We start from the raw sequence: 15,529 nt of genomic DNA on the forward strand, positions 1-15,529 counted from the left end.
ACCGAGGAAAACGCTCGACTACCTGACACCTGTGGAGAAGCTGCAAAGCATATTTGCGTTGACCGGTTGAACTCACCACCGCTAATTTGGCCTTTATCTTAATGGACCAGGTTAATGGATCAGGTGCCATCTTCAGTAGGTGGTAAACCGTTTGCATCATCGTTGGCCATTGGCCCCTGGTTTAGCGGCTCTTCAGGCTCGGGCTGGGCATTTTCATTAGGGGGATCATCAGCGCCACAACCAGCCAATCCCAGCGTGCTTAACGCAACAATAGCCGCTAATAGCAGCGCTTTTATGCGGTGCTTATCCCTACTACGTTTATTCATTGTCACCATGTCGCTCTCCTTTGCATATCACAGTGGATATAAGTCCTGAGGATACAAACCAAAACCCATACTCGCCCTATCAACATAGCCAAGCCTATCGACGATGCAAGCCTATCGCCGATATTAAACGAGCATTAAATCAAAGATAAAAAAACCCCCGCGGGCGCGGGGGGAAGGATGATAAACCGTGTGGAGCAGCCGCAGGGAACGAACAGCTGAAGCGGCTTATCATCGTAGGGAACGGTAACTACTTACTAACTCATTACACTTACTACTTACTGACTATTGGTTAACTCATCGTCGTTTTCTTCATTAGCACCGGGCATGGGGTCAGTACCTTCACCAAAACCAGGATCCTCTTGCACGTCTTGTGTACGCGCTTCATCTTCTGGTTGCATGGATTCTTGAGGCACAACCGGCTCCTCATCCATTGCCGAACCTGATGTAGCTGTGCCAGACATTGCTGAGTCTGAACTTGCCTCGTCTGATGACTGCTCAATAGGAGAAGACTCAGTGGGCTCTTGAGTAACGGCTGCATCCTGCTCAGGGGCAAGAGCGCCTTGCTCCATAGATTCAGGCTGCTGAGCCGGAGGCATCTCTTCTTCATTGTCACCACAACCAGCCAGGAGTAGAACACTTGCCGCCGTGGCTGCCATGCACAATGTCATAATGTGCGGACGTTTCATTTTTACTTTGACTGGGCTATCCATAGAATCTGCCTCCATTAATACTTGTGCAAAACATCGCCTTCTATTTTGCTCTGCTTTGCTTCTACCTAAGTATTGCACCTAGCAGGCCAACTATATAATTAAATAAAAAAAACACAAAATATCAGTAACTTATAAAAAATATCTTTCTCTTAAAGCAAGAGTGTGACTGGGTACAAAATGGCACATGTGGCAATTTATAGCCGCGTTGAAAGGGGCGTTGTGACACAATCACCCCATTTATGTATAATAATTTTTAATAAATAACTAAATATATTCTCTTTTTTTCTTATAACTGCTTTGTGTAGCTGCTTTATGTGAGGAACAAGCTGCCTTGAACGAGAGCACCAAGACAAAGCGCCTCATACCAATAAAAGGGATCACGATGGATGAACAACGTCCTGTCAAAATTAAAGTACGCGGTCTAAGCAAGGTATTTGGTAAACAACCTAATAAAGCCTTAGAGCTACGCGATCAAGGCCTTAAACGCTCTGACATTTTGGAAAAAACCGGCCAGACATTAGGCCTTTCCAACATATCTTTTGATGTTTATGAGGGCGAGCTACTCGTCATCATGGGCCTGTCAGGCTCTGGAAAATCGACCTTGATTCGCTGCCTTAACCGCCTGATTGATACGACGGAAGGTGAAATAGTTATTGATGGCGAAAACATCCCAACATTGGGAGAAAAGGCCTTACTAGAGTGCCGTCGTCGTCATTTTTCCATGGTCTTTCAGAATTTTGCGCTTTTTCCTCACCGGACCGTTCGCCAGAATGCGGAGTTTGGACTGGAAATCCGCGGTATTGATAAGACTGAACGCCAAAAAATCGCCCATAGTGCGCTTAAACAAGTGGGCCTGGAAGGCTGGGAAAATGCCTACCCCAACCAATTATCGGGCGGTATGCAGCAGCGTGTCGGCCTGGCACGTGCACTAGCGAATGATGCCAGCGTGCTGTTGATGGATGAGGCGTTTTCAGCCCTTGACCCATTGATCCGCAAAGATATGCAGCAAGAGCTTTTGCAGCTCCAAACCAAAATGCAGAAAACGACGGTTTTTATCACCCATGATTTAGATGAAGCGCTCAATATTGGCGACCGGATCGTACTGCTTAAAGACGGTGAAGTGGTTCAGATAGGAACCCCTGAAGAAATCCTGACACAACCTGCCAACGACTATGTGCGCCGCTTTATTGAAGGAGTCGACCGCGCACGAATTTTAACCGCGGCAAGTGCCATGCGCCCGCTGCGCACCACTGCACGCGAGAGCGACGGCCCACGCACAGCGCTACACCGCATGCGCGAACACGCCATCGACTCTATCTATGTCGCTGATCGAGACCGCCGTTTGCTTGGCTTGCTTGAAGCCGACGCCGCCAATGTCGCGATTAAAGAAGGGGCTGAGAAAATCACCGGCCACCTGACTCAAGACTTCCGCAAAGTCTCCCCCGAGGAGCCGCTGCAGAATCTGTTTGCCATGTTTAGTGAAAAAAGCTTCCCGATCGCCGTGGTAGATGAAGAACAACGCTTGCTAGGCGTTGTGGTGAAAGGTGCGGTATTGGATGAATTGGCACGAGCAGGAGAGCAGTAATGGACATTCCTCGTATCCCGCTGGGCAGTTGGATTGAAGGCGGCCTGACCTGGCTGACAAGCGAATACTCCGTGGTTACCCGCGGTATTTCACGCTTTACACAAACCGGCATCAACAGTCTTAACGACGGTTTAATGTGGCTGCCCGAGTGGGCGTTACTGGCGATTATCGCCCTGATTTGCTGGAAGCTCGCCGGCCCTCGTTTAGCCATTGGTGCCGCCGCAGGTCTCGCGCTGATCTGGAACCTGGGGCTCTGGAACCCCATGATCGAAACCCTGACGCTGGTGGTGATCGCAACCCTCGTTGCCGTCGTCATTGCGATGCCGGTCGGTATTGCGGCGGCCTTGTCAGAGCGGCTTTATCGGGTGATCATGCCGCTGCTTGATTTTATGCAGACAATGCCTGCGTTTGTTTACCTGATCCCGGCGATTCCCTTTTTCGGAATCGGTTCTGTCTCGGCGATTTTTGCCACGGTCATATTTTCCATGCCGCCGGCCATCCGCTTTACAACCCTCGGGATCCGCCAGGTGCCTGTCGAGCTTATTGAAGCCGCCGATGCGTATGGCGCCACCCGCAGCCAAAAGCTCTTTAAAGTGCAGCTGCCGCTCTCGCTACCCACCGTGATGGCAGGCATCAACCAGACGATTATGCTGGCGCTTTCCATGGTGGTTATTGCAGCGATGATCGGGGCGGACGGCTTGGGTAGCGAAGTATGGCGCGCCATTCAGCGACTGCGCCCAGGCGATGGTTTTGAAGCAGGTATTGCCGTCGTTATTCTGGCCATGCTGCTAGATCGTTTAACTCAGTCACTACGCAGATCGTCTAAGTAACCTAGACAACCCATAGCCCGCGATGCAGATTGGCTGAAGGATGCGTTAACACAGATAACTTGATTAGCTAGATTTTCACGACCATGCTGAAACCGCCTTTTGCAAAGGCACTTACTATAAAAGGGAGCAAGTGAATGAGAACCCAAATGTTGAATCGTCGTATCCGCCTAGCCTCGGCAATGCTGATTGCCGGTACTGGACTGACCATCGGTGGCGTTGCCCAGGCGCAAGATCAGGAAACGATTAATCTTGCCTATGTAGAATGGTCGTCAGAAGTAGCCTCCACTAACGTAATAGCCGCCGTGCTTGAACAGGCAGGCTATAACGTGGAGCTAACCTCGCTCTCAGCGGCAGCCATGTTCCAAGCACTTTCCACCAGCGATGCCGATGCCATTGTGGCGGCTTGGCTGCCCACGACCCATGCTGAATACATGGAGCGTATTGGCGATAAGGTTGAGGATTTAGGCGCCAACCTTGACGGCACAAAGCTTGGCCTTGTCGTCCCCTCCTATACAGAGGTCGATTCGATCGCTGAGCTAAATGACAATGCAGATATATTTAACAGCGAGATTATCGGTATCGATCCCGGTGCAGGCTTGATGGGGCTGACCGAAGAAGTCGTAAATACCTATGATCTTGATCTTCGTTTACGTAGCGGCAGTGACGCCACCATGGTGGCCGCACTTAGCAATGCCATTAATAACGAAGAAGACATTGTAATCACCAGTTGGACACCGCACTGGATGTTCGCGCGTTGGGATCTTAAGTACCTTGAAGATCCTGAAAACGTGTTTGGCGGTGCGGAACAGATCCACACTATTGTGCGCAATGGCCTAGCAGAGGATATGCCGGAAGCTTACGCAATTCTTGATGCCTTTGAATGGACCCCGGAACAAATGGGCGAAGTCATGCTTATGAATCAGGAAGATGGCAGCGACCCATACGAAAATGCCAAGCAATGGGTAGAAGATAATCAGAATGTCGTGGAGCAGTGGCTAGATAGCTAACCGCTCTTCTAGCGTGTGCCGGTCCCAGCAGGTGCTGTGACCGGCACGCTTGTTCTAGGAAAAGTTCTACGAAAAACAAGCCCAGTAAAACAGCAATACAACGTTTGTTAATATATAGTTAAGCAAAGCTACACGACGCATACGCGCGTGTTTTCTAATCAAAACGGAGAGGCACTCGTGGATAAAAAAGAGCCCAATCGCTCCCCAGAGGAGCCACAAGTCTCAGAGGGCATACCTGCCCCCGAAGGGGCGGCAAACCTGATCGATACCGATTACGTGATTGGTCAGGATAATATCACGACCAATAAAATGGGCTTTGACCTTGACCTACATGGCAAGGTGTTCAGTATCTCAGCGGCGATAGTGCTGCTCTTCGTGGTGTTAACACTGGCGCTGCAAGACACTATCTCGCCGATATATGATGCCATTTTCAGCTTCTTGACCGGCAACCTATCGTGGTTCTTTATCGCGGCGGCTAACATATTCGTTATTCTATGTATTGGTTTGATTTTCTCCCCATTGGGTAAAATACGTCTGGGGGGAGCCGACGCAAAACCCGACTATACCTATATGGGTTGGTTCTCAATGCTGTTTGCTGCGGGTATGGGCATTGGCTTGATGTTCTTTGGTGTGAATGAGCCACTAACTCACTTCGGGACCTCGCTCGACGGTGGCAACTGGGCACCGTTAGGAGGCGCTGAGGGTGATGCTGCAGCTGCGACGTCGCTTGCCATGGCAGCAACGATTTACCACTGGGGCCTTCATCCTTGGGCGATTTACGCAATCGTGGCGCTTTCGCTGGCTCTGTTCTCTTTTAATAAGGGTTTGCCACTTTCCATGCGCTCGGTGTTCTACCCCATTTTGGGCGAGCGCGTTTGGGGGTGGCCAGGCCACGTAATTGATATTCTAGCGGTATTTGCTTCACTCTTTGGCTTGGCCACCTCCTTGGGGCTTGGTGCTAGCCAAGCGGCCGCGGGTCTAACCTATCTGTTTGGTGCGCCGGAAGGCGACATCACAATGATCCTGTTGATTGTCGGTATTACGTTAGTGGCTATCGCCTCCATCGTGGCCGGCGTCGATAAGGGCGTGCAGCTGCTCTCCAAAATCAACATCGCCATGGCGGCGCTGTTGCTGTTCTTTGTGATTGCTGTAGGCCCGACCCTGTTCATTGCAACGGGCTTCTTTGAAAATCTATGGAGCTATGCGGCTAATTTCACTGCGCTCTCAAATCCTTTTGGCCGTGAAGATGCCAACTTTAGCCAAGGTTGGACAGCCTTCTACTGGGCCTGGTGGATTTCCTGGTCACCGTACGTTGGTATGTTTATCGCCCGCGTATCACGTGGTCGCACGGTTCGAGAGTTTTTGATTTCCGTACTTATCATACCGTCAGTGGTATCGGTACTTTGGATGACCACGTTTGGCGGCACGGCAATCGATCAATATGTGAGCCAAGGCATTAGCGCAGTACGTGACGCGGGCGTTGACCTGCAGCTGTTCATCATGCTGGAGCAGTTACCGCTGTCACAAATCACTTCCTTCATCGCAATCCTGTTGGTAATTGTGTTCTTTGTGACCTCATCCGACTCAGGCTCTCTCGTTATTGACTCGATCACGGCGGGCGGCAAAGTGGATGCTCCAACCCCACAGCGCGTGTTCTGGGCAATTATCGAAGGCGCCATTGCCATTGCATTGCTGCTGGGTGGCGGACTCACGGCCCTGCAAACCATGGCGGTTTCCACCGGGTTCCCGTTCACCATTATCTTGCTGGTGGCGTGCTACGCGATCATCAAAGGGTTGATGAGCGAACCCAAAGCGGTGTGATATATCTACGCGTACGACTAAAACGGGCAGCCTTTAGGCTGCCCGTTTTGCGTTGGCTAGTGAGGTATTAACACCATATATCCTTCAGGGGCGTATCTGGCCGGTAATGGGTTGCAATCTGCGCCTGCAGTAGCTCTGCCGTCGCTAGCGCATCAGTCAGGGCATGATGCCCCTGATAGCTGGGTAAACCATAGCGCTCACGGCTCGCGTTTAAGCGTATTGAAACAGGCGGTCGCCCCACCCAGCGTCGAAATCGCGCCCATAGTGTTTGACGATGCATTCTTGCTTCAAGTGACATCGTATCAATCATCGGAAACATCACCCCCTCCCCACGCCGAGCTTTTATAGCGGCGTCTAGAAAAGGTCGCTCGATATTGCGAAAGTGGACGACGACCAAATGGCCTGCCAGCATTTCCAGTAACTCATTGAGAACGGCATCCAGGTCGGGTGCTTCAGCGACTTCAGAGTGGGTAATATGGTGAAAGGTAATGGAGGTTTCTGCCAGCGGACGAGATGGATTAACGACCCAGTAACGCCGCTCCGCAAGCTTTATACGATTAAGCGTAAACGGCACCACTCCAATACTTACAATCGCATGGCGGCGCTCATCCAAACCGGTGGTTTCTACATCCAGCGCCACCATGGGCACGTCGGCGATGGGCGTATCGGGCTCAGGCAGAGGCGTTGAGAAAAATCGCTTGATGTCAGCGTCTTTTGCACTGCCCGCGCGCTGCGCCATATAACCGGCCCAGTCGGCCTGGGTCACTTTTTGACGTGGACGAATACCTCGCATATTACGTCCTCTGCCGCTGTGCAGGCATAGGATAGCGGAATTTCAAAAACTTCTGAGCGTTGCTTAGCACCTGAAAAGCGTCTTTTAGCGTATGCCGTTCGCTATCATCTACGTTTTCAGGCTCGATATTATTATCCGGTGTGCGATCTTCCTGAATATCAATCATTTGATGACGTAAACGTGACATGCACATAAATTCAAACGCATAGCTCAACTTATCGCTGACCCCGGTTGCCAACAGTTGCGTATGATTGATGTCATTTAAGCGCTGAAACGTATTTTGAGCTTTCGAACCGCTGGCCAAGGCATGAATGCGAACCAAGTCCACCATCGGCGCGGTGCCCCGCCGCTTCAAGTTAATCGAGTTATTATGCTTGCCATCTTTTTCCATCACAAAGGTGCGAAAAAACCCGAGCGGTGGCGTACGGCCCAGCGCATTACGCGCCATTGCCGCCAAAAACAGCGGAGATTCCGCCGCGCGACTCGCAATTAAATCCTGCAAGGTTTCGACAAAATGATCCTCTCCATAGGTACTGTCTAAATCAAAAAAGATCGAACTTTGCAGCAGCTTTTTAGGCGTGGGATTGGAAATCCAGTCTTCAAAATAGTCTTTCCATACGCTCAGCGGCTGACGCCACTGTATATTGGTAGCCATAATGTCGCCCTTGCAGTAGGTATAGCCACAGGCATTTAACCCATCACTGACAAACTTGGCGAGCGCATAAAAGTAAGCGTCATGCTCTTCGGGTACAAAGTCATCCGATAAAATGAGCGCATTATCCTGGTCAGTTACAATGCTCTGCTCATTGCGCGCCATGGAGCCATTGACCATAAAGCTGTAAGGCACGGGCGGAGGACCAAGCTCTGCCTCGGCAAGTTCCAATAAGCGCCGGGTAAAGCTGCGCCCTATGGTTGAAAGCGCACTACCCACCATTTGCGAATTAGCGTCTTCCTGCACCATCCTGACAAACGACGCACGTACGTCTGGTGCCAGGCGAGCGAGCCCTTGAACGCTGGATTGGTTAAAAATATTACTGACCAGGTAAAGTCCACTATGCGTTTCATAACGGATAATATCGGAAAGGTGCACAACCCCGACAGGACGTTGGCGGTAAAGCACCGGTAAATGGTGCACGTTATTGCGTAGCATGGTGAGCATCGCCTCATATACCGAGGCATCCGACTGGACAGTAATCAGGTGTGGCGAAGCCACATCGCCAATCGGCGTTTGCGGAGAGAGCCCTTCCGCCACGACACGCGTTCTAAAGTCGCTATCGGTAAAAATCCCCACCATATGCCACGTTTTGCCTTCGCTATCCTGAAAACTGTAACGTGGATTACCGGCATACTGCTTAATTACAATCGCCGCTGACGCCTGAGCGTCGCTGACCTGCTGGGCTGCCTGCTGAAGGCTGGTGGTCGCCTCGACCATGACCGGATAGCGGGTCACCAACTTGCGAATTCGCGTGACCATCATGTCATTGGATTTTTTTTGCTGTTCGGCAGCCGTTTCGAGACGTGGGCGTTCTAGCTCTACAAAATCCGCAAAGTCATCGTCCTCTTCGCATAGCCGTTGAAACACATCCTTAGGAATAAAGTAGATGAGCGTGTCTTCAATCGCCTGCGCCGGGAAGCGCACTTTATGGTTACGCAGCAAGCTGAAGTGACCAAAAATATCGCCCTCCCCCAGCCGGTTATAAAGCTCGCCCTTGCGACGATAAACTTCAACGGCGCCGCTTCTTATAAAGCACAATTCATTAATGGCATCGTTGACCACCAGAATATAGCTGCCGGTTTTAAAGTAGCTGACCTCTACCCGCTCGGCAATAGCATCAAGCAGCTCGTCAGAGAGCCCATCAAAGGGAGGAAACTGGCCCATAAATTGGCGTATTTCAAGTAGCTCAACGTCCATGCGATCTCCTAAGATGAACTCGGTAAGCAAGTTAGTAGAGTTTGGATGGGTTCATTGCCACCGTAAACCCTGCAGACGATAAAAAGCCCGACACATAATGTGCCGGGCTTCGAGCGGTTATCCGCCATTTGCATGATATCTTTCAACCACTACGCAGGTCTAAGATAACTGACAGTATCGATAGGCGGGGCTAGCAATCCTGTTGGTGAGCCTGGACTTGATAAGCCAAGTTTTGATAACCGCGCACCTAATAAATTAGGACTCGCTTGCCATTTCTTGAACACGTTGCATCATTTCCGGATCTTGCTGAATGGACTGGCCGATAGCATTAAAGGTATCGACATCAAGGCCGCTGTCTTCAACCACTTGAATCATGCGGTCGTTAGCCTCTTCACGAACTTCCTGTTGTGCAGCTTCATCTTCTGCTTCCTGCAGACGCTGTGTGAACTCTTGCGAGATCACGGCGATTTCTTGGGAAGCATCGGCAAACTGCTGCAGCTGTTCGTCAGAAAAATCCTGGGCCGGTGCAGCTTGTTGGGTGGCCATTGGATCTTGAGCCGGATCCTGCGTTTGCTGGGCATTGGCAGTAGTTGCCATTAAACCAGTGGCGAGCAGGGCAGCTGAGAACAAAGCAGTTAAACGTTGCATATAAAGAAACCTCATTGACGCGTTGTGAATGTGTGAAGTGTGACGCGATGATTCAAAACAGGTTCAAATTTTTTAAGTAAAAGAATGTAAAAAATTCAATAACGCTAATTTTTACGGCTTACACTAGCTGTCTAAGAACTATAATTATTAATAAATATCAGTGAGATAAAAAAATGGACGGATTTTCGGCAGGCCGAGCAGCAATGCCAGGTATTTTTGTACTTTTGTGGAGTACTGGGTTTATCGGCGCAAAATTTGGTCTTCCTTACGCCGAACCGTTCAGCTTTTTATCCATTCGTTTTACGTTCACTCTGATTGCTATTAGTGCCCTTGGTACTTGTTATGCGAATCCCGTGGCCATCGCCGCTTGCGTTATGGGGCCATATTGCGCTGTCAGGCATATTGGTACATGGGATCTATTTAGGCGGCGTGTTTTACGGCATTTACCTGGGCATGCCCGCAGGGCTCGCCGCGTTGCTTGTTGGCCTGCAACCGCTATTAACGGCAGCCTGTGCGGGGCCCTTATTGGGCGAGCATTTATCCAAACGCCAATGGCTTGGCTTAGTGCTTGGCTTGGTCGGTATCTGCCTGGTGCTGGGCAGCAAGCTTGAGATAGGCGATGCCCTGTTTGCAGGATTTGGCGGTCAAGCGCTGCTTTGTGTCTTCGCGGCCCTACTGGGCATCTCGCTGGGAACACTTTATCAAAAGCGTTACTGCACCCATATGCCGTTACTTTCAGGGACAATTATTCAATATATTGGAGCAAGCGTGCTGCTGGGCGGCGGCGCAATGTTATTTGAAACGCGCCAGATTGAGTGGAGCAGCGCGTTTATTATTACCCTGGGCTGGCTGGTGCTGGTGTTATCAATTGCGGCCATTTTACTGCTCATGGCATTAATCAAAAAAGGCGAAGCATCGCGCGTCGCCAGTCTTTTCTACCTAGTGCCTCCGGTTACCGCTCTTCAAGCCTGGTGGCTGTTTGATGAGCGACTTCCTCTGATAGGCATAGCGGGTATGGTGATTGCACTGGCGGGCGTGTTGATAGTGGTGCGTAGCACCAAAAAAACCGCCCCGGCAGATTAACCTAAATCCGTTCTAAATAGTCGACGCCGCCCAGGTTACGCATTTGCTGACGAATCCACTGGCTGCGCCGCTCTACCTGGGCATCTGGACGCGAGGCGCTACGGGTTCGCGGACTGGGCAAAATAGCGGCTAAAAGGCTGGCCTGACGCTCAGACAGCGCACTTGCCGACACTCCGAAGTAGTGTTGTGAGGCGGCTTCCAAGCCAAACACCCCGCGATCCCACTCAGCCACGTTAAGGTAGACCTCAAGAATGCGCTGCTTGCTCCAGAGCGTTTCAACCAGCAGGGTAAACCAGGCCTCTAGGCCTTTTCGTGTCCAACTGCGCCCACTCCATAGGAAAACGTTTTTGGCGGTTTGCTGACTCAGCGTACTCGCCCCACGCAGGCGACCGCCGTCTTGGCTTGCCTGCCAGGCACGCCGCAGTTCAACAAGATCAAAGCCACGGTGTACTGGAAAACGCTGATCTTCCGCAGCAATAACGGCAAGTTTGGCACTGCTGGAGAGGTTGTCCCAGCTACGCCATTGGCGTTGTATCGTAATCGGTTCGCTAGTGATCCAGCTTTGTATTTTGCGCTCCACCATTACCATTGAGCCGGGCGGTGGAACAACACGAAATAGCAAAACCAGCGCCACAGAAAGAAGCGCAAACAATAGCGCGCCGCGCCACACAAGACGCCATACCTGACGAAGAAAGCGGCGCAGCGCGCGATTGAGCATTTCGGTATCCTTAACGCTTCATGAGATGTTCCGCATGATAACGCAGATGGTCCTCAATGAACGAGGCAATAAAGAAGTAACTATGGTCGTAACCCGGCTGACGGCGCAGCGTTAGCGGATGATCATGTTCTTCACATACCGCCTCTAACCGCTCGGGCTTGAGCTGCTCTTCCAAAAACTGATCCGCTTCGCCCTGGTCGATAAATAGCCGCTGACGCGATGCGCCGTTGGCGACCAGTTCGCAGGCATCATACTGGCGCCAGCTTGACGGGTCATCCCCCAGATAGCTGGTAAAGGCTTTCTGCCCCCAGGGGCAGTTCATCGGATTCACGATCGGTGAAAAAGCCGAGACCGAGCTAAAACGCCCCGGATGGCGCAAGGCAAGAATCAATGCGCCATGGCCGCCCATCGAATGGCCGCTAATCGACTCGCGGCCGTTAACCGGAAAATGCTGGCGCACCACCGACGGCAGCTCTTCGATAATATAATCGTACATCCGGTAGTTCGACTTCCAGGGAGCCTGGGTCGCATTAACGTAAAACCCTGCCCCCGATCCCAAGTCGTAGCTATCGTGTTCACCCGGTAAATCCGTGCCACGCGGGCTGGTATCAGGGCAAACAATGGCAATACCCAGCTCTGCGGCTACCCGCTGCGCGCCGGCTTTCTGCATAAAATTTTCGTCGTTACAGGTAAGCCCGGACAGCCACCATAAAAGCGGTACCCGTTCGCTCTCGGCTTGAGGCGGTAGATAAACCGCAAACTCCATATCGCAATCCAGCGCCCGGGAGTAGTGGCGGTAGCGCTTGTGCCAGCCACCAAAACTACGGTTGGCAGACACCAGTTCTAAGGTTTCACTCATGCTCATGGGGCAGGCTCCTTGCGAAAAGAGAAGCGCGGCAGAGCTGCCTGCCGCGCTTTAACATACGATTAGCACAAACATACGATTAGCAATAACGTACTATTCGCGATGTTCAATCAGCGCTGATCTGTAAGTACTAATTTATAAACGCAAATCTATAAACGCTGATCTATAAAAAGATAGTACTCAGAAATGCAGGACGGTACGAATACTCTTACCGGCATGCAGCAGCTCAAACGCTTCGTTGATTTTCTCAAACGGCATATCGTGAGTAATGAAATCATCAATATTGATTTCACCGTTCATATAACGTTCAACATAACCTGGGAGCTCGCTACGTCCCTTAACGCCGCCAAATGCAGAGCCTTTCCAGACGCGTCCGGTCACTAACTGGAAGGGACGTGTGGAAATTTCTTCGCCCGCACCGGCAACGCCGATAACGATCGATTCGCCCCAGCCTTTATGACAGCACTCGAGCGCTGAGCGCATGACATTAACGTTACCGATACATTCAAACGAGTAATCCACGCCGCCGTCGGTCAAATCGACAATGACTTGCTGAATTGAGTCGCTGTAATCCTTGGGGTTTACAAAGTCGGTCGCGCCAAACTGCTTGGCCAACTCAAATTTATCCGCGTTGACATCAATCGCAATAATACGGCCAGCTTTAGCCATCACTGCGCCCTGGATAACCGCCAAACCAATCGCACCTAAACCGAATACAGCGACAGTGGCGCCTGGCTCTACTTTCGCTGTGTTGAGTACCGCACCGATACCGGTGGTGACGCCGCAACCCAGTAGGCAGATTTTATCCATCGGAGCTTCTTTGGAAACCACGGCCAGGGAGACTTCCGGCAGAACGGTGTATTCGCTGAATGTCGACGTGCCCATATAATGATGGAGCATTTTTCCGTCGAGCGAGAAGCGCGAGGTGCCGTCAGGCATGACGCCTTTCCCCTGGGTCGCGCGTACGCTGCCACACAGGTTGGTTTTGCCGGAAAGACAGAACTTACATTTGCCACACTCAGCGGTATACAGCGGAATAACGTGGTCACCGGGCTTAAGACTGGTCACTCCTTCGCCAACTTCTTGAACCACACCGGCGCCTTCGTGACCCAGCACCGAGGGGAAGAGCCCTTCGGGGTCAGCGCCTGAAAGCGTGTACGCATCGGTGTGACAAACGCTGGTAGCCGCCATTTTAACCAGCACTTCACCCGCTTTCGGACCCTCTACATCAATTTCAACCAGCTCTAGAGGTTTACCCGCTTCTAATGCAACGGCAGCACGTGATTTCATCAGTTGACTCCTCAATACAGCAACGGCGCCAGGCCGCCTAAACGAATAGCTAAATAGCCGTGGTACTGCCAGTGTAAGACAGCTAGGGGCTAGGGAAAAAGCGGGATATACTCATAATATTATTGCCACTGAGCAACAATTTACCGACAACAGGGTAACCATGCAGCGTTGGGATCGCGTCGAAGCTTTTATTGAAGTGGTTCGCCTGGGCACATTCTCAGCCGCAGCCAGCCATCTTAAAGTATCCACTTCACATATTAGCCGTTTAGTAAGCCAGCTTGAGAACCAGCTGGGCATTCAACTTTTATACCGTACCACGCGCCAGATCCGCTTAACGGATGCTGGAGCATTATATATTGAGCACTGCCAACACCTGTTTGATGGCTTGAAAGATGCAGAACAAGCCATTAGTGAGCTACAGGCCAAACCGCGCGGCATGCTAAGGCTCACTTCTGCAACAACGTTTGGCGAACGCTACATAGCGCCGCTGGTTAATAACTTTCAATGCCTGCACCCGGAGCTTGACGTGCATATGCATTTTACTAATCGACCGGTTGAGTTAATTGAGGAAGGCTTTGATATCGCTATTCGAATGGGGGTTTTAAAGGACTCTAGCTTAATTGCCCGACGCCTGTGCGAGCGGCGCGAATATGTCGTGGGTTCGCAGGCCTACTTTCGCCAAACACCGCCACCGCATACGCTGGCCGAGCTTAGCCAGCATCGCTGTCTGGTAGGTTCACGGCCAAGCTGGCTGTTTGATGTAAACGGCCAGCGCCGTGAAGTACGGGTAGAAGGCTGCTGGACCGGTAACTCTGGGCCCGCCCTGCTGGATGCAGCGCTTAAAGGATTAGGTTTGGCCCAACTGCCCGATTATTACGTGGCGCCCCATCTGGCAAGCGGTGAGCTGGTGGCAGTGCTGGAACCTTTTCAACATTATGATACGGCGGTTTGGGCGGTTTACCCCCGACACCGGCATCTTTCCCCCAAAATTCGCCAGCTGGTCGATTACCTGGTGGCCAATATTGCCCAGGTGTTGCCAAACACTCAAACGAATTAACGGTTTTAGCGCTGACTTCTCATTTATCGCTGATGGCGCAGCGCTATAGTCCATTCGTCGAAAGATTATTAACAAGGGTAGTGTGCGAGCACACAAAGGTGACGATATAATGAACATGCAGAATTGAATGTTTCTGTCAGTAAAACCGTGACCCTCGACCCTTAAGGATAAGGTATGCAACTTCCCCCACCTAACTGGCCTATTGATTTTCGCATTACGCTACTGCGGGCCACTCTTTATGTGCTGTTTATTGGCGGCATAGCTCAAGGCGCTTATTTGGAAGCTGTGTATTTACCTTCGGTACGCTTTACCGAGCTGGGTTTTACTGAATTTTCCCAAACGCTCACGCTTGCCAGCTGCTGCGGGCTATTGATCTATATTCGTCAGGTGCTCAAGGTATGGCCCAATGTCACTCTGCTTATGCTGGCCTTTGTTGCAGCCTCGCTAATCCGCGAGCAGGATTACTTTTTCGATGAGTTTGTGGCGGATAATAGCTGGAAGGTCCTTGTTGCATTAATCATTTTGCCCTCTATTGGCTGGGTGGTATATCAACGTCGACGCTTTATCGCTGAGTTTGCCCACTACAGCAACACCTTTTCGTTCGGCCTGTTTGCGGGCGGCGTGCTGACGACCTACATCTTCTCGCGCCTTTATGGACGCCAGATTTTTTGGCGTGCCGTGCTTGAAGACAACTACGTGCGCATTTTTAAAGATGTCGCTGAAGAGGTGATAGAGCTTTTAGGCTATAGCCTGATTCTATTTGCCATTATCGAGCTTCTACTTCTCGCCTTACGTATCCGCAAAGCGCATAGCGTCTAGCAAAACCCGCTAATTCATCCCGCCTGTGGATAAACGCCGCCTGAAGCCTATTCAGGCGGCGTTTC

The 15,529-nt window shown here is 51.2% G+C and carries 14 protein-coding genes and 1 pseudogene; 7 read left to right on the plus strand and 8 right to left on the minus strand.

Annotation, left to right across the window (positions count from 1 at the left end):
- Positions 1-119: 119 nt before the first annotated feature.
- Positions 120-335, minus strand: a complete 216-nt coding sequence (locus INT33_RS16975) for a hypothetical protein (protein ID WP_192537003.1) — start codon at positions 333-335, stop codon at positions 120-122.
- Between the two features lie 266 nt (positions 336-601).
- On the minus strand, positions 602-1,036 hold the full coding sequence (locus tag INT33_RS16980; RefSeq protein ID WP_193092506.1) for a hypothetical protein: 435 nt from the start codon (positions 1,034-1,036) through the stop codon (positions 602-604).
- Positions 1,037-1,418: 382 nt separating this feature from the next.
- Here INT33_RS16980 and INT33_RS16985 point away from each other — a divergent pair, with 382 nt between their 5' ends.
- The 4 genes from INT33_RS16985 (at position 1,419) to INT33_RS17000 (ending at position 6,279) form a co-directional block, all read left to right on the plus strand.
- Entirely contained in the window at positions 1,419-2,621 is a 1,203-nt protein-coding gene (locus tag INT33_RS16985; protein WP_193092507.1) for a quaternary amine ABC transporter ATP-binding protein, read from the plus strand.
- Positions 2,621-3,451 (plus strand): ABC transporter permease, encoded by an 831-nt coding sequence (locus INT33_RS16990; protein ID WP_192537000.1) that lies wholly within the window; start codon positions 2,621-2,623, stop codon positions 3,449-3,451. Before INT33_RS16985 ends, INT33_RS16990 begins: the two co-directional genes overlap by 1 nt.
- Positions 3,452-3,585: 134 nt before the next feature.
- Positions 3,586-4,458 carry a glycine betaine ABC transporter substrate-binding protein gene (locus tag INT33_RS16995; protein WP_193092508.1) on the plus strand — a complete coding sequence of 291 codons (873 nt, stop codon included), beginning with the start codon at positions 3,586-3,588 and terminating at the stop codon, positions 4,456-4,458.
- 177 nt (positions 4,459-4,635) lie between these two features.
- A complete protein-coding gene (locus tag INT33_RS17000) occupies positions 4,636-6,279 on the plus strand; it encodes a BCCT family transporter (RefSeq protein ID WP_192536998.1) in 1,644 nt (547 codons plus the stop codon).
- A 67-nt stretch (positions 6,280-6,346) separates the two neighbouring features.
- Here INT33_RS17000 and INT33_RS17005 read toward each other — a convergent pair whose 3' ends face one another.
- The 3 genes from INT33_RS17005 to INT33_RS17015 all read right to left on the minus strand — a co-directional run bounded on the left by INT33_RS17005 (position 6,347) and on the right by INT33_RS17015 (position 9,632).
- Positions 6,347-7,072, minus strand: coding sequence for a 3'-5' exonuclease (locus tag INT33_RS17005; RefSeq protein ID WP_193092509.1), 726 nt, complete (start codon positions 7,070-7,072; stop codon positions 6,347-6,349).
- Position 7,073: 1 nt separating this feature from the next.
- Positions 7,074-8,984, minus strand: a complete 1,911-nt coding sequence (locus INT33_RS17010) for a putative nucleotidyltransferase substrate binding domain-containing protein (RefSeq protein WP_192536996.1) — start codon at positions 8,982-8,984, stop codon at positions 7,074-7,076.
- Positions 8,985-9,239: 255 nt separating this feature from the next.
- Positions 9,240-9,632: a DUF4168 domain-containing protein gene (locus INT33_RS17015; protein ID WP_192536995.1), complete on the minus strand. Its 393-nt coding sequence runs from the start codon at positions 9,630-9,632 to the stop codon at positions 9,240-9,242.
- A gap of 173 nt (positions 9,633-9,805) precedes the next feature.
- On the opposite strand from INT33_RS17015, the pseudogene INT33_RS17020 reads away from it, so the two are divergent.
- Positions 9,806-10,715 (plus strand): annotated as a pseudogene (locus INT33_RS17020) (DMT family transporter).
- A 1-nt stretch (position 10,716) separates the two neighbouring features.
- Here the strand turns inward: INT33_RS17020 and mtgA are convergent.
- The 3 genes from mtgA to INT33_RS17035 all read right to left on the minus strand — a co-directional run bounded on the left by mtgA (position 10,717) and on the right by INT33_RS17035 (position 13,588).
- Entirely contained in the window at positions 10,717-11,433 is a 717-nt protein-coding gene (mtgA, locus tag INT33_RS17025) for a monofunctional biosynthetic peptidoglycan transglycosylase (RefSeq protein ID WP_192536993.1), read from the minus strand.
- 10 nt (positions 11,434-11,443) lie between these two features.
- On the minus strand, positions 11,444-12,298 hold the full coding sequence (gene fghA, locus INT33_RS17030) for an S-formylglutathione hydrolase (protein ID WP_192536992.1): 855 nt from the start codon (positions 12,296-12,298) through the stop codon (positions 11,444-11,446).
- Positions 12,299-12,478: 180 nt separating this feature from the next.
- The gene (locus INT33_RS17035) at positions 12,479-13,588 is read right to left on the minus strand and encodes an S-(hydroxymethyl)glutathione dehydrogenase/class III alcohol dehydrogenase (protein ID WP_192536991.1); all 1,110 of its coding nucleotides are present in this window, start codon (positions 13,586-13,588) and stop codon (positions 12,479-12,481) included.
- Between the two features lie 160 nt (positions 13,589-13,748).
- Here INT33_RS17035 and INT33_RS17040 point away from each other — a divergent pair, with 160 nt between their 5' ends.
- Both INT33_RS17040 and INT33_RS17045 read left to right on the plus strand, forming a co-directional pair.
- Positions 13,749-14,645, plus strand: coding sequence for a LysR substrate-binding domain-containing protein (locus tag INT33_RS17040; protein ID WP_192536990.1), 897 nt, complete (start codon positions 13,749-13,751; stop codon positions 14,643-14,645).
- A gap of 174 nt (positions 14,646-14,819) precedes the next feature.
- On the plus strand, positions 14,820-15,464 hold the full coding sequence (locus tag INT33_RS17045; RefSeq protein ID WP_192536989.1) for a hypothetical protein: 645 nt from the start codon (positions 14,820-14,822) through the stop codon (positions 15,462-15,464).
- The last annotated feature ends 65 nt before the right edge of the window (positions 15,465-15,529 follow it).

The organism is Halomonas colorata, from assembly GCF_014897985.1.
GTDB lineage: Bacteria > Pseudomonadota > Gammaproteobacteria > Pseudomonadales > Halomonadaceae > Vreelandella > Vreelandella colorata.